Annotated in this window: 17 protein-coding genes; 5 read left to right on the top strand and 12 right to left on the bottom strand. The window is 60.9% G+C overall.

The genetic code is table 11. The annotated features are described in order from the left end of the window. Window positions 1-52: 52 nt before the first annotated feature. Window positions 53-556 carry a hypothetical protein gene (locus AU074_RS23325; RefSeq protein ID WP_076016710.1) on the top strand — a complete coding sequence of 168 codons (504 nt, stop codon included), beginning with the start codon at window positions 53-55 and terminating at the stop codon, window positions 554-556. An 87-nt stretch (window positions 557-643) separates the two neighbouring features. Here AU074_RS23325 and AU074_RS23320 read toward each other — a convergent pair whose 3' ends face one another. Then, window positions 644-1,510, bottom strand: a complete 867-nt coding sequence (locus AU074_RS23320) for an NAD(P)-dependent oxidoreductase (protein ID WP_076016709.1) — start codon at window positions 1,508-1,510, stop codon at window positions 644-646. 53 nt (window positions 1,511-1,563) lie between these two features. After that, window positions 1,564-2,322: an SDR family NAD(P)-dependent oxidoreductase gene (locus tag AU074_RS23315; protein ID WP_076016708.1), complete on the bottom strand. Its 759-nt coding sequence runs from the start codon at window positions 2,320-2,322 to the stop codon at window positions 1,564-1,566. Between the two features lie 316 nt (window positions 2,323-2,638). On the opposite strand from AU074_RS23315, the gene AU074_RS23310 reads away from it, so the two are divergent. Further along, the gene (locus tag AU074_RS23310) at window positions 2,639-3,196 is read left to right on the top strand and encodes a GNAT family N-acetyltransferase (protein ID WP_083676713.1); all 558 of its coding nucleotides are present in this window, start codon (window positions 2,639-2,641) and stop codon (window positions 3,194-3,196) included. Here the strand turns inward: AU074_RS23310 and AU074_RS23305 are convergent. Next, window positions 3,174-4,058, bottom strand: coding sequence for an EamA family transporter (locus AU074_RS23305; RefSeq protein ID WP_076017130.1), 885 nt, complete (start codon window positions 4,056-4,058; stop codon window positions 3,174-3,176). The genes AU074_RS23310 and AU074_RS23305 overlap by 23 nt on opposite strands. A gap of 116 nt (window positions 4,059-4,174) precedes the next feature. Between AU074_RS23305 and AU074_RS23300 the strand changes: the two genes are divergently transcribed. Further along, a complete protein-coding gene (locus AU074_RS23300; RefSeq protein WP_076016707.1) occupies window positions 4,175-4,975 on the top strand; it encodes a helix-turn-helix domain-containing protein in 801 nt (266 codons plus the stop codon). Between the two features lie 837 nt (window positions 4,976-5,812). Here the strand turns inward: AU074_RS23300 and AU074_RS23295 are convergent. The 7 genes from AU074_RS23295 to AU074_RS23260 all read right to left on the bottom strand — a co-directional run bounded on the left by AU074_RS23295 (window position 5,813) and on the right by AU074_RS23260 (window position 12,818). Continuing rightward, entirely contained in the window at window positions 5,813-7,168 is a 1,356-nt protein-coding gene (locus AU074_RS23295) for an MATE family efflux transporter (RefSeq protein WP_076016706.1), read from the bottom strand. Window positions 7,169-7,190: 22 nt separating this feature from the next. After that, window positions 7,191-7,754, bottom strand: a complete 564-nt coding sequence (locus tag AU074_RS23290; RefSeq protein ID WP_076016705.1) for a DUF2239 family protein — start codon at window positions 7,752-7,754, stop codon at window positions 7,191-7,193. Window positions 7,755-7,804: 50 nt separating this feature from the next. Continuing rightward, entirely contained in the window at window positions 7,805-8,761 is a 957-nt protein-coding gene (locus AU074_RS23285) for an AAA family ATPase (protein WP_076016704.1), read from the bottom strand. 3 nt (window positions 8,762-8,764) lie between these two features. After that, on the bottom strand, window positions 8,765-9,808 hold the full coding sequence (locus AU074_RS23280; protein ID WP_076016703.1) for an aliphatic amidase: 1,044 nt from the start codon (window positions 9,806-9,808) through the stop codon (window positions 8,765-8,767). Window positions 9,809-9,823: 15 nt separating this feature from the next. After that, window positions 9,824-10,171, bottom strand: a complete 348-nt coding sequence (locus tag AU074_RS23275; protein WP_076016702.1) for a zinc ribbon domain-containing protein — start codon at window positions 10,169-10,171, stop codon at window positions 9,824-9,826. 2 nt (window positions 10,172-10,173) lie between these two features. Next, on the bottom strand, window positions 10,174-11,403 hold the full coding sequence (gene fmdA, locus AU074_RS23270) for a formamidase (RefSeq protein ID WP_076016701.1): 1,230 nt from the start codon (window positions 11,401-11,403) through the stop codon (window positions 10,174-10,176). Between the two features lie 944 nt (window positions 11,404-12,347). Then, window positions 12,348-12,818, bottom strand: a complete 471-nt coding sequence (locus tag AU074_RS23260; RefSeq protein WP_076016699.1) for an Lrp/AsnC family transcriptional regulator — start codon at window positions 12,816-12,818, stop codon at window positions 12,348-12,350. A gap of 124 nt (window positions 12,819-12,942) precedes the next feature. Here AU074_RS23260 and AU074_RS23255 point away from each other — a divergent pair, with 124 nt between their 5' ends. Both AU074_RS23255 and AU074_RS23250 read left to right on the top strand, forming a co-directional pair. Then, window positions 12,943-14,187: a methionine gamma-lyase gene (locus AU074_RS23255; RefSeq protein WP_076016698.1), complete on the top strand. Its 1,245-nt coding sequence runs from the start codon at window positions 12,943-12,945 to the stop codon at window positions 14,185-14,187. Between the two features lie 185 nt (window positions 14,188-14,372). Continuing rightward, the gene (locus AU074_RS23250; protein ID WP_076016697.1) at window positions 14,373-15,074 is read left to right on the top strand and encodes a helix-turn-helix transcriptional regulator; all 702 of its coding nucleotides are present in this window, start codon (window positions 14,373-14,375) and stop codon (window positions 15,072-15,074) included. A gap of 123 nt (window positions 15,075-15,197) precedes the next feature. Here the strand turns inward: AU074_RS23250 and AU074_RS23245 are convergent, their stop codons facing one another. Then, window positions 15,198-17,156: a MacB family efflux pump subunit gene (locus AU074_RS23245; protein ID WP_076016696.1), complete on the bottom strand. Its 1,959-nt coding sequence runs from the start codon at window positions 17,154-17,156 to the stop codon at window positions 15,198-15,200. After that, entirely contained in the window at window positions 17,156-18,310 is a 1,155-nt protein-coding gene (gene macA, locus AU074_RS23240) for a macrolide transporter subunit MacA (protein ID WP_076016695.1), read from the bottom strand. Before macA ends, AU074_RS23245 begins: the two co-directional genes overlap by 1 nt. Window positions 18,311-18,475: the final 165 nt, after the last annotated feature.

The following is an 18,475-nucleotide window of genomic DNA, read 5'->3' as shown; positions in this document are numbered from 1 at the left end:
ACCAACTAGTAGGTTTGCGCTGACTCGTTATCTTGTCTTCAGAGAGCTACCCATGACTCATCCCATTTCGTCCCTTGGTGCGATTCATACGGTTATTAGTTTGGTCCCCGTTCTTGCAGGCCTCTACAGCTTCGCCCGCTATCTGAAAATCGACTCGCTCACACGCTCCGGCAAGGTCTATCTCGCCGGGTTGACGCTAGCGGTTATCACCTCCTTTGGAGTGTCCAGCACGGGAGGCTTGAACCCCGGGCACGTATTCGGCATCGTGATCCTGCTTGTAGCCTTTGGCGGCGTCTACGTGCGGCGCGTGCCATTCCTGGGAAGACTTCGTCCGTATCTGTCGAGCTTCGGGCTGTCTTTCAGCTTTCTCCTGTCGCTGGTCCCCGGCGTCAACGAAACCCTGACCCGGCTACCCGCTACCCACCCGCTGGCCGACGGCCCCGGCTCCCCACCCGTGGTAGCCACACTGCTGGTTTTGCTCGGCCTGTTCGCCATGGGTTTCGCTGCCCAGTGCTGGCAAATCCATTCGCGAAACCGCGAAATGACACAGGCATAAAAATCGCGCTGAACCCGGTACCGGGCGAGACCGCGTTAACGGTGATTCCATCGCCGCCACGGCCGTGGACGATGACCACAGCGTTCTTCAGCGCGAGTTTCCTGGCGATCTGACGACGCTGGAAAACGCCGACCAATCCTGGTTGCCCAGGCCCTTGGCCATCGCCGTAATCATTCTGGAGCGTACGACGTCGGCGGCCGGCAATTGCAAACCCTTGTCGCTGCCCGCTGCGATCGCCAGGTTGATGTCTTTAAGCCCCAAGGCAAGCTTGAAGCCCGGCTCGTAGCGCCCGTTCACAATGTTCTGCCCGTAACGCTGGTAGCTGGGGCAGGCAAAAAGCGTTTGGGTCATGAGCTCCACAAAGCGAGCGGCATCCAGCCCATAGAGCTGGGTCAGCGCCGTTGCCTCGGCGAGGGATTCAATGGCCTGCGTGATCATCATGTTGCCGGCAATTTTCGCCATACAGGCATATACCGGACGATGGCCCAGGTACCAGGTCTTTTTGCCGAGTACATCGAATAACGGTTGAAGTCTGGCAATCGCCGCTTCCTGCCCTGCCGCCAGAATGTTCAGCTCACCCTTGCTGGCCGTTGCCGGCACACCGAACACAGGCGCGGCCACTAAGGCCAGGCCCAACTGGTCGTGCAGTGTTTGCAGTTGCTCCATGAGCGAGGGTGACAGGGTCGACATCACGACATGTGTGCAATGTTCAGCAGCCCCATGCAGCGCTCCGGAAGAAAGCAGCACTTCGTGAACGGCCTGGTCATCAGCGAGCATGCTGATGACTACCTCCTCCCTGAAAGCCGCTGCAGGCGTATCCAGGAGATGTACCCCCTCGACATTTTCCAGCGCCCGGGCGCTGCGGTTCCACACGCTGACGCGGTGGCCTGCGCGCACCAGCAGCGGCAACATGGCCTGTCCCATGCTCCCTGTACCTATGAATCCAATTCTCATCACTCACCCATTGCGTTGAACGAGACAAACTCGGGGCGTAACCTGGGTAACCGTCAGATTTGCGAAAGACCGCCGTCGACCATCAGTTCCACGCCGTTGACATACTTGGCGTCAGCCGACGCAAGGAAAAGAGCGGATGTCGCGATTTCACCGGGTTCGGCCATGTAACCCAGCGGGACGATTTGCTCTACATGACTTCTGAGCGCGTCGATCTGGCTCGCGTCCATCTTCAGGCCGTTGTCCATTAACGGTGTTCTGGTGAAGCCAGGGCTCAGCACGTTGGCACGAATTTTCCGGCCTTTGAGCTCATTGGCCCAGGTCCGGGCAAATGAGCGCACCGCCGCCTTGGAGGCGTTATAGAGACTCAGGCCTTCCATGCCGTTGCTGGAGCAAATGGAGGCAGTCAACACGATCGACGCGCCATCTTTCATCAATGGCAAAAGGGTCTGAACCGTGAAGAACACGCCTTTGACGTTAATGTCGAACATCGAGTAGTAGGCCGCCTCGGTGGTTTCGCCGATCGGGTTTTTTTCGCATATGCCAGCGTTGGCAAACACCGCATCCAGTTGATCGTCTTGTTGTTCAATCAATGCCTTGAGCGCATCAAGGTTGGACTGAACGGCAACATCAGACACGACCGCTACCGCTTTACCGCCCAGTTTGGCAGCCGCAGCTTCCAGCGTTGCCGACGAGCGACCGGTGATGTAGACACGTTTAGCGCCCTCGGCAACCAATGCCTGCGCAATCGCAAAGCCGATTCCGGTGGAAGCGCCCGTGACGACTGCTACTTGGTTGTTGAATTTACCCGACATGTCTTGACTCCTCAGTTGTGCCTTGATGGTTTATTGCAAAGGCAATTGATGGACACAGTGTGGGAGTCAACGAACGACAGTGGCACTGCCAGAAATGTACGTTCTATGTGCATTTTTGTTGGGGCGTTGCATCTGGCTGGGACACGTTGACCTGCCGAGATTGAAAGCGATCGAATGGGTGACTCCGGCGTGGGAGCGCATACGCAAGCTGGAAAGCCCAGGCCCACGCACCGGAGGCCACCGCCTTTTCCTGACCCTTGTACAACGCCGGCAATCCCGGCAGCATTCGCCCGTGACTTTCACGGACGAGCACCTTATGACCCTGCCCTTTTTCGCCCCCGTTCTCCTCACCACCGAGCGCCTGGGCCTGCGCCCTCCCCATCAGGACGATTGGCGCGCGCTGTTTGCCATCTGGTCCGACCCCGAGGCCATGCGCTACTTTTCCTTCCCCACCATGACCCACACCGACCAGGCCGTTGAGCGCTTCGGCCAACTGATGGAAGCCTCGATTACCGGTGAAGACCTGGTGTGCATGGTGGAGTTGCTGGCCACCGGCGAGGTGATCGGCAGTTGCGACCTGTTCAATGTGGATGAGCAATGCGGTCGCGCCGAAATCGGCTTCACCCTGAACCGCCAGCATTGGGGCAAGGGCTACATGAGCGAGGCGGCCCGCGCGGTGATCGACCACGGCTTCAACACCGTCGGGCTGCGCCGCCTTGAAGCCGATATCGACCCACGCAACCTGGGCTCCGCTAAGTTGCTTGAGCGCCTCGGTTTTGTGCGCGAAGGCCTGCTGCGCGAACGCTGGGTGGTCGGCGATGAGATCTCGGACAGCGCGCTCTATGGCCTGCTCAAGCGTGACCGCCCTGCCTGACCCACAACGAGCGCCCCTTCTTCATTCCCACGATCAAGGCCAACAGAATCAACCCCATGGCCTGCCACTGGGAAACCCCGGGACGCTCACCCAGAATCAGCATTGAGCTGACGATGCCAAACACCGGGATCAGCAGTGACAGGGGCGCCACCCGGGAAACCGGGTATTCGCGCAACAACAGGTTCCAGCCCCAGTAACAGAAGTGCGTAGCGCCATACACCTGGAACGCCAGCGAGAACAACGCCACGCCGTTCAACTGAGCAGGCAACGCGATAAAGGCTTGCGAGCCGTCCAGCAGCCACGTCAACAGCACCAGCGGAAACGGTGCAAACAGGCTGGCCCAGACCACGAACGCAAAGATCTCCCGCACCCCGGAGACCTTGATGATGATATTGCCGATGCTCCAGGCCAACGCGCTGAACAGCACCAAGGCAAACCCCAGCATCGTGGCCGTGCCCTGCACACTCAACAGCATGCCCACCAAGCCCATGGCCGCCAGCGCGACGCTGATCAATTGCGGCAGGGACAGGCTTTCACGAAACAGCAGCACGCCCCAGCCCACGGTGAAAAATGCGCTGAACTGGATCAGCAACGACGCGCTGCCGGGCGGCACGCCCATGGCGATCCCAAGGTTGATCAAGGCCCACATCGCCACGCCGAAGATCAAGCCATAGGCCGCCAGCCACTTCACCGCCACCTGGGGGCGTTTCACCAGAAACACCCAAGGCAACGCAGCCAGGGTGAAACGCAGGGCCGTCAGTAACAGCGGGTTAATCTCGGCCAGGCCCAGCTTGGTGATGGGGAAGTTGAATCCCCACACGGCCGTCACCAGGACGGCCAATAACAGGTGTTTGTGTTTCATGGTGATGGGGTCCATTTGCGGGTTGGCACGACAAAAGGCCGTGCATCCGGCAGATTTTTTCGCAAACCGTGATGGCCCGCCTGCGATTGTGGGTCAACAAAGGCTAGAATCAGGCCATGCCCGATATTCATCCCTACGAAAACACCCCACGTGACGTGGTCGTGACCGCCATCGACTATGCCGACGGCCAGCTGTTCCCCGACCACGCGCACCCGCGCGGGCAGTTTGCCTATGCCAGCTGCGGTGTGATCACCGTGTATACCGCCACCGGTAATTGGGTAGTGCCGCCACGCCGTGCTATCTGGGTGCCGCCGCATGTGTCCCATGCCATGCTGATGCGCGGGCCGGTGACGATGCTCAACACCTACATTCGCCCGCAGGCGGCGCGGCGGCTGGAGTTGCCGCAAACGTGCCAGGTACTGGATGTGTCGCCACTGCTCGGGCAGTTGCTGGAAAAGGCCGTGGAGGTGCCTGCGCGTTACGCGATGGGTGGCCGAGATAGCTATTTGATGGGCTTGCTGCTGCACGAGATTGCCCGGATGCCGCTGTTGCCGCTGTGTGCACCGTTGCCCGCCGAGCCGCGGTTGGCGAAGGCTTGCGAAGAGTTTCTGGCTGGGCCTTCGTTGGAGGTCAGCATTGATGCCATGGCGCTCGGCGCGGGGATGAGCCGCCGGACGTTTACCCGGCAGTTTCGTCAGGCCACGGGTATCAGTTACCTGCAGTGGCGCCAGCAAGCCTGCCTGCTGGCGGGGATTGTGCGGCTGGGCAATGGGGAACCGGTGACCAGGGTGGCGCTGGATTTGGGGTATAGCAGCCCGAGTGCGTTTGCGACGGTGTTCAAGCGTGTGTTGGGTGAGGTGCCGAGTCGTTATTTCACCAGGGAGTTGCGGGGGGTGGGTCGGGGTACATATCCGTAATTTTCGTAACGGCGACTATGGGTTCCGCTCTTACAGCGGCTCACTTTTGAACAGCGCAAAAGTAAGCAAAACGCTCTTGCCCCACCACTCGGCACCTCGCCTAGGCTCGGTGTGCCCTCAGCTCCGGCAGCACGAAGCGGGCCGCCGCGACGGGGCGTCCCTGCCCCGTCGCGGCTAAACCGGCGTCCTGCCGGTTTACCCGCTCCGTACTGCCTGCGTTCGGCCAGCGTGGTTTAACGGGGCGCCTAAGATCAAGATCAAAAGCAGATCAAGAGCACAGCGGCCTACCGGCCGGCTTGAGTGTGGTGAAGCAACAGCCAAATCAAAAGCTCAAGCGGGCACGGTCCAAATGTGGGAGCGGGCTTGCTCGCGAAGGTCGTTAACGATGACGCGGGCATCCTGATTCAACGCGGCGCTCTCAGGTTTTTCGCGAGCAAGCCCGCTCCCACAGAAAAGCAGCTCTGCTTTCGCTCTGGATCTTGCCTCTGCTTCTAACACTCAAGCCGGCCGGTAGGCCGCTGTGCTCTTGCTGTTGATCTGCTGTTGATCTTGATCTGACTGCCCCATTCAGCCCGAGGCCGAACGCAGGCAGTGCGGAGCGGGTAAACCGGCAGGACGCCGGTTTAGCCGCGCCGGGCCATGGATGGCCCGTCGCGGCGGCCCGCGTAGCAATGCCGGAGTGAGGGAACGCCGAGCCCTAGCGAGGCGCCGACAGGCGGGGCAGAGCGTTTTGGTTACTTTTGCGCTTTTCAAAAGTGACCCGCTGTAAGAGCGGAACCCTAAGTGGCCGTTACCTAAATAACGGATATGTACTCCCCGCCCCCCCCCAAAAAAACCTCACACCAACCGCTTGATCTGCTTATGCCGCCAAACCAACCGGTAATACGCCGTCTGCAACCCCAACATCGCCAGATACGTCACCGGAAACGCCATCCAAACCCCCTCCAACCCAAACCGCGCATTCAGCAGATAAGCCACCGGCAACTCCACCCCCAACACGCAAACGATCGAAATCCCCACCGGCACCAGCACCACACCGCTGGCCCGCATGATCCCGCCCACCACCGCCTGGAACCCAAACACCAAAATGCTCCAGAGCATGATATGCAACAAATGCTCAGCCTTGACCCGCGCATCCACGTCGGTAATGAACAACCCCAACAACCAATGCGACAACCCATACCCCAACACAATCAACCCACCCGTCAGGCACAGGTTGATCAAAATCCCCGTACGCAGGATCGGCCCAATCCGCTCCAGCCGCCCCGCCCCGATCGCCTGCGCCCCAAGAATCGACGCCGTGATCGCAATCGACAACGCCGGAAACTGCACATAGTTGACAATCTGCGTCACCGCCCCATACGCCGCCGTCGCCTGGGAACCATGGCTGTTGACCAGCGCCAGAATCACCAACTCCGACAGCGACAACACCACCATCTGCAACCCGGTCGGCAGACCAATACGCAGCACCTTGCCCAAAATCACCCGGTCCAGCCGCAACGCCGCCATCAACTCGCGATCCGGCGCCATCACGTGGTTTTTATGCCGCAACCGCAGCACCAGAAACGTCATCGCCAGTGCATTACCCACCAACCCCGCCAACACCGCGCTCTGAATACCCATTGGCGGCAAACCCAGCCAGCCCTTGATCAGTGCCGGGGTCAGCAACAGGCCCACGGTGGTCGACACCACCAGCGCCAGCAACGGCGACACCGTGTCACTCACGCCCCGCAGCAGTTGGGTGAACAGGATGAACACCAGCAGCAGCGGCATGATCAGCATCATCATCTGCGCATAACCCACCGCGTCATCCAGCACATCCACCGGTGTGCCCAGCGCCTGCATCGCCGGGCGCGCAAACACGCTGCCCAGCACCGCCGCGATCACCCCGATCAGAGCGCCAAGGGTCAGGGTGGCGCCGGTGATCGACTTGACCATCGAGGTTTCCTGCGCGCCCCACGCCTGGCCGATCAACACCGAAGCGCCCGCCCCCAGGCCGATCACCAGGGCGATAAAGAAAAACACGATGGGGAACATCCCCGACACCGCCGCCAACGCCTGGGTACCGAGCATCTGCCCGACATAGATACCGTTCAGCGTGCCGGAAAAGCTCTGGAGGAAATTGGACAGCACCATGGGTGCCAGAAAGATCAGGTAGATCTGCCACAACGGGCGTTGCTGGGTGACTTCCATGAAGGTTCGGATCTCAATGCAATTAGGCAGGGAAAGCGTTGCGTGTTAACCAGGCCAGGTACAACTTCACATCCACCGGCCAGTGCGCAATCTTGTTGGAAAAGTCAGCGCCGTCCTGGGCAAACAACGCCCGCGAGGCTTCTTCAAAACCCGGCAGGTCGCCGCCCAGGGCGCTCATGAAACGATAGCTGGATTCCTTGGCATGGCGTCGCTCATCGTGCTCGGCATGGGCGTTGCGCGCTTCATCCACCAGCCGGCGCAAGGCCGCCGAGGCGCCGCCGCGTTGTTGCCCCAGCCATTCCCAATGCCGTGGCAGCAGGGTCACTTCACGTGCGACCACGCCCAGCTTCGGGCGGCCTACGGTAGGTGACACTGGCACTTCGGCCTCCGTCACCGCGACTGTCGACTGCTGGGGTGCATAACCGGCTGGCCAGGGATAGTCGACTTGAACACCGCTGGCGTCATCAAACACCAACAAACTGCCGGTCGACAGGTCGAGACTTTTCAGGTTTTTGGCGACGTCGGCATAAGAGCCGGCGGCCACGCGTTGGTGGCCAAGAAAGGCGGTGCAGTGTGATGCGCTCATGACTTTTACCCGGAATATATTGTTTTACCCGGGTCATATTAGCCTGAATTTTATTTGTTGCAAGCCGCTCGTTGCGAAACCACCAAACGATTACTGATGGCAGTCGCACCCATGGAGCCCACACCCGGATCACGCAACAGGCACTCGGCAATCGCCGGCTCAAGCTCTACTCGCAATCGGCGGCCCAAGGCGCGGGCACCAAACCGTACATCATGGTCGCGGCATAACCAGGCCCGTGCCGACTCATCCAGCACCAGCGACCGCTGCTGTACCGCAAGGCGTTGATTGAGTTTGCAGAGTTCCACCTCAAGCAGTGCTTCAAGCCACTGATGGTCGATGGGCTCGAACATCAGGATACGGTCGATGCGATTGAGAAATTCCGGCTCGAAATGGCTGTGCAAGGCGTCCTCCAGTACCGCCGCCTCCCCGCGCCCCAACCAGCGCAACGGGGCAAACCGCCGTCGATGGCGGCGCGCCTGTTGCGCGCCGATATTGCTGGTCATGAAGATCAGGCTGTTGCGAAAGTCCAGCGTGCGAGCGCCGCCCGTCAACGTCAGCTGGCCGTTTTCGAGGATGCCCAACAGGCTGCGCACCACTTCCTGGCTGGCCTTTTCCAGCTCGTCGAACAGCACGATGCCGGGGCGACTGTAGCTGCCCTGGATCAGCTCACTGTTGAACAGGCTGATGCCCTCCTTGCTGCCGACATAGCCTGGTGGTGCTCCGGTCAGGGCGGCGGCGTAATGCTCCTGGGCCAGGGTGTGCATGTCGATACGGCAAAAACCGTCGGCGCGGCCGTGCAAGGCCAGGGCCAGCAGACGGACGATTTCCGTCTTGCCGACCCCGGTAGGCCCCATGAACAGGTTGACGCTCAACGGCCGATCACGCTCGCCGATGTCGGCCTTAACCACCTTGAGCAGCCCTTCCACCTGGGCCAGGGCCGCGTCCTGGCCGACGATACGGCTGCGCAGCAAGGCCATGACCTGAGCCGGCTCAAAGGTAAACCGCATGCCTCAACCCGCCGCTTTTTCTATACCGCCATGGGGCAACTGCCCCACCGGGCATTCAGCGACGCCCACGGTGCTGCGGGTAAATGCCTCGACATTTTCCTGGGCCTTTTGCGCGTCCAGCACCCAGGTGCGATAGAACTCGAACGGACAATCTGCCACGCCCTTGTCCCCGTCGCCCGAGGCATGCATGCCGGTGTAGCCACGGTGCAGCAGCTTGAACAGATGGTTCTGCGACTGGTCGTTGGCCCGCGCATCGCGGATCTGCGACACCGACAACTGGGCGTACTGAATGCCCATTTCTTCCTCGCCGCACTCCCCCAGGGTGCGGCCATCAAAACCAATGATCGCCGAGTGCCCGAAGTACGAATACACCCCGTCGAACCCCGCCGCATTCGCCACCGCTACGTAGCAGTTATTGGCCCAGGCCATGCTCTTGGACATCTGCACCTGCTGCTCTTTGGCCGGGTACATATAGCCCTGGCAACGCACGATCAGCTCGGCACCTTTCATTGCACAGTCGCGCCAGATCTCCGGATAGTTGCCGTCGTCGCAGATGATCAGGCTGATCTTCATACCCTTGGGTCCGTCGCACACGTAGGTGCGGTCGCCCGGGTACCAACCCTCGATCGGGCACCACGGAATGCACTTGCGATAACGCTGGACGATCTCCCCCAGATTATTGATCAACACCAGCGTGTTATACGGTGCCTTGTGCGGATGTTCTTCATGACGCTCACCGGTCAGGGAAAACACACCCCAGGTATTGGCCTGGCGACAGGCCGCCGAGAAAATCGCCGTCTCCTCGCCGGGAATGCTCGCGGCGGTGGCCATCATCTCGTCGTGGTCGTACATGATGCCCATGGTGCTGTACTCGGGAAACACCACCAGGTCCATGCCGGGCAAACCCTGCTTCATGCCGACAATGATCTCGGCAATCTTCTTCGCGTTATCGATGACCTCGGCCTTGCTGTGCAGGCGCGGCATCTTGTAGTTCACGACAGCAACGCCGACCGTGTCCGGGCTGCTGGATATGTCGCCATGGCGCATTGCGAATCTCCTCGGTCAGTGACTGATCATCCAGGGCCGTGGCCCGGTCTTGGTCTTGAGCCCCAGCGGGTTGGCCTTGCTTGGCACCACCGGTTTACTGCTGCCACAGCAACTGCAGCCTGCCGGGTGCTTGCGCGACTCCTGATACTCACCAACGGTTTGCGGCGCATGGGCGCTGCGCTCGTTGCCGGCAATCGCCTTGCGCTGGCTGGCCGACAGCGTCGTCAGCGCCGGCGCCGACAGCAGCAACTGCCCGCCGGGGCTGTCGCAATACGGACACTGGCTGGGCTCGTGACGCTGGGCCATCGGCCGCAGCATGGTGAAGGTGCCGCAGGACTCACAGGCGTATTCATAAGTCGGCATGGCTACAGGTCCGGTGCGATGGGCAGGTCGATGCTGCCGTCGAGGAATTGGGTCGGGCCGTTGGCGTTGGGGTTGATGTCGAACTCGAAGATTTCAGTCGGCAGCCACAACGTCGCGCAGGCGTTGGGAATGTCCACCACGCCGCTGATATGCCCCTGCACCGGCGCCGAACCAAGCAGCGCATAGCCCTGGGCCGGCGAGTAGCCGAACTTGGTCAGGTAATTGATCGCATTCAGACAGGCCTGACGGTAGGCGACATTGACGTCGAGGTAGTGCTGCTGGCCCTGTTCGTCGACAGAGATGCCTTCGAAGATCAGGTAGTTCTTGTAGTTCGGGGTGATCGGGCTTGGCTTGAACACCGGGTTCTTGATCCCGTACTTGGCCATACCGCCTTTGATCAGCTCGACCTTCATGTGCACCCAGCCGGCCATTTCGATGGCGCCGCAAAAGGTGATTTCGCCGTCGCCCTGGCTGAAGTGCAAGTCCCCCACCGACAGGCCGGCGCCGTTGACGTAGACAGGGAAATAGATCTTCGAACCGCGGGACAAATCCTTGATATCGCAGTTGCCGCCATGCTCGCGGGGCGGCACGGTGCGGGCACCGGTGGCGGCGGCGTCGTCACGAGCCGAGCCCTTGAGTTTGCCCATGTGTGCGGTGGCGGCCAGCGGGGCGTTGGCCAGGGGTGGGACGCGGGTTGGGTTGGTGTCGATCAGTTCCTGTTCGCGGCGGTTCCAGTCGGCGAGCATCACCGGGTCGGGCAGGCAGCCGATCAGGCCGGGGTGGATCAGGCCCGCAAAATTGACGCCCGGGATGTGTCGGGAGCTGGTGAACATGCCCTTGAAATCCCAGATGGCTTTTTGCGCGCTGGGGAAGTGATCGGTGAGGAAGCCGCCACCGTTCTGGCGGGAGAAGAAGCCGTTGAAGCCCCACTGGGAGTCGGCTTTGGCGCCGATGTCGAGCAGGTCGACCACCAGCAAGTCGCCGGGTTCGGCGCCGTGTACGCCCACCGGGCCGGAGAGGTAGTGCACGGTGGAGAGGTCGACGTCGCGCACGTCGCTGGCGTCGTCGTTGTTCTTGATAGCGCCGGCGGTCCAGTCGTAGGTTTCGAGGATGAAATCATCGCCGGGTTTGACCCAGCAGGCCATCGGGATATCCGGGTGCCAACGGTTGTGGATTTGCTCGTTTTCGGTGACGGGTTGGTTGAGGTCGACTTTGATCAGGGTGTCGGTCATCGAGGTGCTCCCGGAGGTGGCTTGGCTGTGGGAGCAGTCTCGTGGGGATGGGGTTGGGCGGGGAATACGTTGGATGACGTATGCGTCTTTGGGGTTGGGGGCATATCCGTTATTTAGGTAACGGCCGCGTATGGTTCCGCTCTTACAGCGGCTCACTTTTGAACAGCGCAAAAGTAAGCAAAACGCTCTTGCCCCACCACTCGGCACCTCGCTTGGGCTCGGTGTGCCCTCACTCCGGCAGCACGAAGCGGGCCGCCGCGACGGGGCGTCCCTGCCCCGTCGCGGCTAAACCGGCGTCCTGCCGGTTTACCCGCTCCGTACTGCCTGCGTTCGGCCAGCGTGGTTTAACGGGGCGCCTAAGATCAAGATCAACAGCAGATCAAGGGCACAGCGGCCTACCGGCCGGCTTGAGTGTGGTGGAGCAACAGCAACAGCAAGATCAGAAGCTAAAGCGGGCACGGTCCAAATGTGGGAGCGGGCTTGCTCGCGAAGGTCGTTAACGATGACGCGGGCATCCTGATTCAACGCGGCGGTCTCAGGTTTTTCGCGAGCAAGCTCGCTCCTACAGAAAAGCAGCCCTGCTTTCGCTCTGGATCTTGCCTCTGCTTCACCACACTCAAGCCGGCCGGTAGGCCGCTGTGCTCTGCTTTTGATCTGCTTGTGATCTTGATCTGCAGGCCCCGTCAACCACGATGGCCGCAAGTAGGCACGGTGGAGCGGGTAAATCGGCAGGGAAGCCGATTTAGCCGCGCCGGGCCATGGATGGCCCGTCGCGGCGGCCCGCGGAGCCGTGCCGGAGTGCGGGCATGCCGAGCCMAGGCGAGGCACCGAGTGGTGGGGCAAAGACCTTTTGGTTACTTTTGGGGCGCTTGCCAAAAGTGACCCGCTGTAAGAGCGGAACCATAAGTGGCCGCTACCTAAATAACGGATATGTACACCGTCAATCACTCAGGAAGCGGAATCACCCGCAACGGCCGCACCGACTTATAAGAAAAACTCGAATAAATCTCCTTAACACACGGCAAACTCTGCAACACCTCCCGCGCAAACTCCCCAAACGACTCCAAATCCTTCGCCACCACTTCCAACAAAAAATCATACCGCCCCGAAACGTTATGACACGCCACAATCTCGGGAATCTCCAGCAACCTTTGCTCAAACGCCCGAGCAACTTCGCGCGAGTGCGTGTCCATCATGATGCTGACAAACGCCGTCACCCCATACCCCAGCGCCTTGGGCGACAAGATCGCCTGATACCCCCCGATCACCCCGCTGTCCTCAAGGTTCTTCACCCGCCGCCAACACGGCGAAGTGGTCAGCGACACCCGCTCCGCCAACTCCGCCACCGTCAACCGCGCATTGCCCTGCAGGGCGTTTAAAAGCGCCTTGTCAGTCCGATCCAGATTCATGGGCATACCTTGCCTCAAAACGTCGTTTTTATTGTTTTTCATACCAATCTACCGGCTTTTCCCAGCAAACTATAGAACGTTCGGCCGCAGTTATAAGCATAGCATTGTAGGAAATAAGGAGCGTCCGACCATGAAAAATAAACACAATACGTTCGGCTTTTCCACCCGTGCCATCCACCACGGCTACGATCCCCAGGACCACCACGGCGCCCTCGTGCCACCCATCTATCTATCGGCCACCTTCGCCTTCCCCACCGCCGAATACGGTGCCGCCTGCTTTGCCGGTGAAGAGAACGGGCACTTCTACACCCGCATCTCCAACCCCACCCTGGCCCTGCTGGAAGCGCGCATGGCCACCCTGGAAAACGGCGAAGCCGCCGTAGCCTTCAGCTCCGGCATGGGCGCTATTGCCGCGACGTTCTGGACCCTGCTGCGTCCCGGCGACGAGATCATCGTCAGCCAGACCCTCTACGGCTGTACCTTCGCCCTGCTGCATCACGGCATCGGCGAATTCGGCATCAAGGTGCGCCACGTCGACCTCACCGACCTGGCCGCCCTGCGCGAGGCCATCAACCCGGCCACGCGCATGATCTATTTCGAAACCCCGGCCAACCCCAACCTGCAACTGGTGGACATCGCCGCCGTCGCCGAAATCGCCCACCAGCAACCCGGCATCACGGTGGTGGTGGACAACACCTACTGCACGCCCTACCTGCAACGCCCGCTGGAAATGGGTGCCGACGTGGTGGTGCACTCGGCGACGAAATACCTCAGCGGCCACGGCGATATCACTGCCGGCATCGCCGTCAGCAGCCAGGCCCTGGCCCAGCGCATTCGCCTGCAAGGGCTCAAGGACCTGACCGGTGCGGTGATGTCGCCTCAGGATGCCGCCTTGCTGATGCGCGGCCTCAAGACCCTGGCCCTGCGCATGGACCGCCATTGCAGCAACGCCCTGGCCATCGCCAAAGCCTTGCAGGCCCATCCCTTGGTGGAATGGGTGACTTACCCCGGCTTGCGTTCCTTCCCCCAATACGAATTGGCCGCCCGGCAGATGAAGCAGTCCGGCGGCATGATCGCGTTTGAACTCAAGGGCGGCATCGAGATGGGCCGGCAATTCATGAACGCCCTCAAGCTGTTCACCCGGGCGGTGAGCCTGGGGGACGCCGAGTCACTGGCCCAGCACCCAGCCAGCATGACCCACTCCACCTACACCCCGGAACAACGCGCCCACCACGGGATTTCCGAAGGGTTGGTGCGGCTGTCGGCGGGCCTTGAGGATGTCGCCGATCTGTTGGCGGACGTTGAGCAGGCACTGCACGCCTGTGCCCTGAAACCGAAATCCAGGGTTGTGCAGCAAAACGTTCATCACGCTTGAGGTAAATTCATAACCAGGCGCGACGTTTACCAATAGCCCGGCCTGAAAAGGTCGGGCTTTTCCCGTTGCGCCCTGCACTGCAAAAAATTTGATCCATTCATTGGCCCGTTTGCGAAAGCCTGTACTAGCATACGAGGCGGCAGTCATGGAGATCACTGCCCTGTACGCCGCCCTCATTGAAACTCATGGATGAAATGATGAACTCACACCTGTTTCCCCACATTGGCAAAGTCATCGCCAGCACCGGCAGCCGACATTTCCCGCGCATGCTGCATGACCTGATCCTCACCCAACTGGCGGTCGACGCCACGCACATCACCCAAATGCCCGTGAGCCCAAGGGAACACGCTCCGCGCAAAGCCGGCAGTTCGCGAATGCTGGGGATCAGCCCGGTGTATACCGACCCGGCGCCCGGGCTCGACGAAGCCCAGGCCGCCGCACAATTGCACCTGACCCGGCGCAAGGATGACGTCAGCTACGTGCTGTCGGTGTATCGCTCGAACCCCTCCGAAAGTTTTTCCCAGCAGGAGCGGATCATCCTGCAAGACTTCTCCTCCTTGCTGCTGCCGATGGTTGAAAACCACATCAGCGCCCTGCAACCCTGCGGCCCCGACAGTGAAGCGCCGCAGCAACCAGGCATCGACACCTTGCGCCGGCGCTTTGAAGAACGCCTCGCGCAATCGGGGCTGGCCCTGTCCAGCCGTGAGCTGGAGGTGTGCGTGGGGTTGCTGGCCGGGCGTACCGCACCGGAACTGGCGGAGCAGTTGGCGTTGAAGGTCAACACCATCGAAAGCTACCTCAAGCGGGCGGCGATCAAGATGGGCATCAGTGGCCGGCATTCGTTGATGCGGTGGATGTACTCCACAGAAGAAAACGCCACTTTCTAGAACGCCGCAGGACAAATGTGGGAGCGGGCTTGCTCGCGAATGCGGTGTGTCAGTCAATACAGGTGTAACTGATCCACCGCATTCGCGAGCAAGCCCGCTCCCACATTTTGATCTCTACCCGGCTTAATCTCGGGCCAGGGCTTCAATCGGATCCAGCCGCGCCGCATTCCTCGCCGGCACAAACCCGAACACAATCCCGATCAACGTTGAACACGCAAACGCCGTCACCACCGACCCCAGGGAAAACACCATTTCCCACTCTTTCACAAACAACGAAAACAGATAGCCGATGGCGAATGACAGCGAAATGCCGATCATCCCACCAATCAGGCAGACCATCACCGCTTCCACCAGGAACTGCTGGCGAATATCCGATTGCCGCGCGCCCACCGCCATGCGAATCCCGATCTCACGGGTGCGCTCGGTCACCGACACCAGCATGATATTCATCACCCCGATGCCCCCCACCAGCAACGAAATCACCGCGATCAACGACAGCAGCAACGCCAGGGAGCGGCTGGTTTTCTGCACCGTCTGCATGATGCTGTCTAGGTTGTTGGTGAAGAAATCCTTGGTGCCGTGGCGCTGCAACATCAGCTTGGTGACGTTCTCTTCCACCACTTTGCTCGGCTGGCCGTCCTTGATACGCACGGTGATGCTGTCCAGATGGCGCTGGCCCAACAGCCGCCCGGCCGCCGTCTCATACGGCACCCACACGTTCAACGCCTTGCTGGCGGCAAACATGTTTTTGTTGTCCGCCGTCACCCCGATCACCGTGCACGGCAGGCTGCCCACCAGGATCACCTGGCCCAACGGATCCACCCCGGGCCCGAACAACCGATGGCGCGTATTGTGGTCGATCACCACCACTTGGGCCTGACGCCGGGCGTCGCTTTCGCTGAAGGTAATCCCGGCTTCGAGCTTCAGGCCCTTGACCTGGAAGTAGCGGTCGCTGACGCCATTGACCTGGGCATCCAGGTCGATGTTGCCGTAACGCAATAACAGGTTGCGCCCCACCACCGGTGTGGCGCTGTCGACGTAATACAGCTGGTTCAGTGCCTCCACATCCGACGGCAACAATGTCTCGATGGCCGAGGCGCGGCTGTCGCCGAAACTCTTGCCGGGGAAGATGTCGATGGTGTTGCTGCCAATGGCCTGGATGTCCTTGAGCACATAGCGCTTCGCGCCTTCACCGATGGCCGAGATCGACACCACCGAGGTAATGCCGATGACGATGCCGAGCATGGTCAGCAAGGTGCGCATGCGATGGGAAATCAGCGCAACCCAGGCCATGTTGAAGGCCTCCTTGAACAGCCCGAGGCTGGCCACCAACTTGCGCGCACCGCTGCGCTTGGGCTCGATGGGCGCTTCGGTGGGCAGGTCAAGGCCGACGCTCTCATTGGCGCGGTCACTGACGATCTCGCCATCGCGCACCTCAATGATCCGCTGGGCATTCGCCGCGACTTTCGGGTCGTGGGTGACGATGATCACGGTGTGCCCGGCGGCGTGCAGCTCGGCCAGGATGCGCATCACTTCCTTGCCGCTGTGGGTGTCGAGAGCCCCGGTGGGTTCATCGGCGAGGATCACTTCGCCGCCGTTCATCAAGGCCCGGGCGATACTCACCCGCTGTTGCTGGCCGCCGGAAAGCTGGCTCGGCCGATGGGTCAAGTGCCCCGACAAACCCAGGCGAGCCAACAACTCTCCGGCGCGGCTATGCCTGGCGGTTTCCGGCGTACCGGCATAAATCGCCGGCATTTCCACGTTATGCAACGCGCTCAAATGCGCCAGCAAGTGGTAACGCTGAAAGATAAAACCGAAGTAGTCGCGGCGCAGTTCGGCCAGTTGCTCATCCCCCAGGGTGCGGGTTTCGATGCCATTGATCTTGTAGCTGCCGGCGGTGGCGTAGTCGAGGCCGCCGAGAATGTTCATCAGGGTCGATTTACCCGAGCCCGAGGCCCCGGTGATCGCGACCATTTCTCCGGCATTGATGGTCAGGTCGATGCCCTTGAGGGCAATGAACTCGCGGTCACCGGCCATGAAACTGCGGACGATACCTTTAAGTTCCAGCAGTGGCTGAGTCATCAATCAGCCCCCGCCACGGCGGGCGATGGATCACCGATCACCACCTTGTCGCCTTCGGCCAGGCCATCAAGGATCTGCACCTTGACGTTGTTGTTGATGCCGGTCTTCACCTGTCGCGTGTTGGCCTTGCCCTTGGCGTCCAGCACCCGCACCGGGAAGCTGCCGTCGGCATTGCGCGGGCCGAGTGCGGCCACCGGCACGGTCAGTGCGGCCTTGGCGGTGTCGAGCACGATCCGCACCTGGGCGGTCATGGCGATGCGCAGGCGGTGGTCGGGGTTGGGTACGTCGAACAGCGCGTTATAGAACACCGCGGTGTTTTGTTTTGGGGTGCCGGCGGTCTGGGTTTCGAGGAAGTTTTGCGGGGCCGGTTCAGTGCCGCGCAGTTTGGCGTAGTAGCGTTTGTCGGCCTCGCCGAGGATGGTGAAATACACCTGCTGGCCGGGGCTGATGTGGATCACGTCGGCCTCGGAGACCTGGGCCTTGACGGTCATGGTGTCCAGGTCTGCCAGCTTAAGCAGGACCGGCGCCAGTTGGCTGGCGATCACGGTTTGGCCTTCCTGAGTCACGATGCCCACCACATCGCCGTCGATCGGCGCGACGATGCGGGTGTAGGCCAGGTTGATCTTGGCGGTGTCGATCTGGATGTGGGCGCTTTTGATCTGGGCGTCGAGGGACATCAGATTGGCGCGCTGTACCTCGTAGTTGGACTCGGCGGTTTCGAAGTCCTGGCGGGACACGGATTCGTCCTCTTGCAGGCCCTGGTAGCGCTCGTAGACGGATTTGGTTTCCTTGAGTTGAGCCGCGGTGGCGCGGCGTTGGGCCTGAAGGTTTTCTTCGTCGACCTCGGCTTTGCGCAGGGTGTTTTGCAGGATCAACGGGTCGATTTCGGCGAGCCATTGGCCCTTCTTGACCTTGTCGCCGACCTTTACCTTCAAGGATTTGAGCTGGCCGGAGACCTGGGCACCGACGTCGACCTGCTTGACGCCTTCGAGCAAGCCGGTGGCCAGGACGGCGTTTTCGATGTCACTGCGTTCGGCGGTGGCGGTCAGGTATTGCGGCGCGTCTGCCGGGGCCTGCACGGTGTAGATAATCAGGCCCGCTGCGACGGTCAACACCAGGGCCAATCCTGCTTTTCGATACTTTGACTTTTCCATAAATGACCATAAGAGGTGTTGAAATGGGTCCGGCTTTTGGCTCGGAGTACATATCCGTTTTTTGGGTAACGGCTGATATGGGTTCCGCTCTTACAGCGGCCAGCGTGGTTTAACGGGGCGCCTGAGATCAAAAGCGGGCACGGTCCAAATGTGGGAGCGGGCTTG

The sequence above is a fragment of the Pseudomonas sp. ATCC PTA-122608 genome (assembly GCF_001952855.1).
Classification (GTDB): domain Bacteria; phylum Pseudomonadota; class Gammaproteobacteria; order Pseudomonadales; family Pseudomonadaceae; genus Aquipseudomonas.
Note: the sequence above shows the minus strand (reverse complement) of the source record. Positions and strands in the feature narration are given on the sequence as shown.

Coding starts and splice junctions, on each gene's coding strand:
- AU074_RS23310 (WP_083676713.1), top strand. CDS start 2,639: ATGACCCTGCCCTTTTTCGCCCCCGTTCTCCTCACCACCGAGCGCCTG.
- AU074_RS23290 (WP_076016705.1), bottom strand. CDS start 7,754: ATGAGCGCATCACACTGCACCGCCTTTCTTGGCCACCAACGCGTGGCC.
- AU074_RS23280 (WP_076016703.1), bottom strand. CDS start 9,808: ATGCGCCATGGCGACATATCCAGCAGCCCGGACACGGTCGGCGTTGCT.
- AU074_RS23295 (WP_076016706.1), bottom strand. CDS start 7,168: ATGGAAGTCACCCAGCAACGCCCGTTGTGGCAGATCTACCTGATCTTT.
- AU074_RS23255 (WP_076016698.1), top strand. CDS start 12,943: ATGAAAAATAAACACAATACGTTCGGCTTTTCCACCCGTGCCATCCAC.
- AU074_RS23320 (WP_076016709.1), bottom strand. CDS start 1,510: ATGAGAATTGGATTCATAGGTACAGGGAGCATGGGACAGGCCATGTTG.
- AU074_RS23275 (WP_076016702.1), bottom strand. CDS start 10,171: ATGCCGACTTATGAATACGCCTGTGAGTCCTGCGGCACCTTCACCATG.
- AU074_RS23325 (WP_076016710.1), top strand. CDS start 53: ATGACTCATCCCATTTCGTCCCTTGGTGCGATTCATACGGTTATTAGT.
- AU074_RS23260 (WP_076016699.1), bottom strand. CDS start 12,818: ATGCCCATGAATCTGGATCGGACTGACAAGGCGCTTTTAAACGCCCTG.
- AU074_RS23305 (WP_076017130.1), bottom strand. CDS start 4,058: ATGAAACACAAACACCTGTTATTGGCCGTCCTGGTGACGGCCGTGTGG.
- AU074_RS23285 (WP_076016704.1), bottom strand. CDS start 8,761: ATGCGGTTTACCTTTGAGCCGGCTCAGGTCATGGCCTTGCTGCGCAGC.
- macA (WP_076016695.1), bottom strand. CDS start 18,310: ATGGAAAAGTCAAAGTATCGAAAAGCAGGATTGGCCCTGGTGTTGACC.
- AU074_RS23245 (WP_076016696.1), bottom strand. CDS start 17,156: ATGACTCAGCCACTGCTGGAACTTAAAGGTATCGTCCGCAGTTTCATG.
- AU074_RS23250 (WP_076016697.1), top strand. CDS start 14,373: ATGGATGAAATGATGAACTCACACCTGTTTCCCCACATTGGCAAAGTC.
- fmdA (WP_076016701.1), bottom strand. CDS start 11,403: ATGACCGACACCCTGATCAAAGTCGACCTCAACCAACCCGTCACCGAA.
- AU074_RS23315 (WP_076016708.1), bottom strand. CDS start 2,322: ATGTCGGGTAAATTCAACAACCAAGTAGCAGTCGTCACGGGCGCTTCC.
- AU074_RS23300 (WP_076016707.1), top strand. CDS start 4,175: ATGCCCGATATTCATCCCTACGAAAACACCCCACGTGACGTGGTCGTG.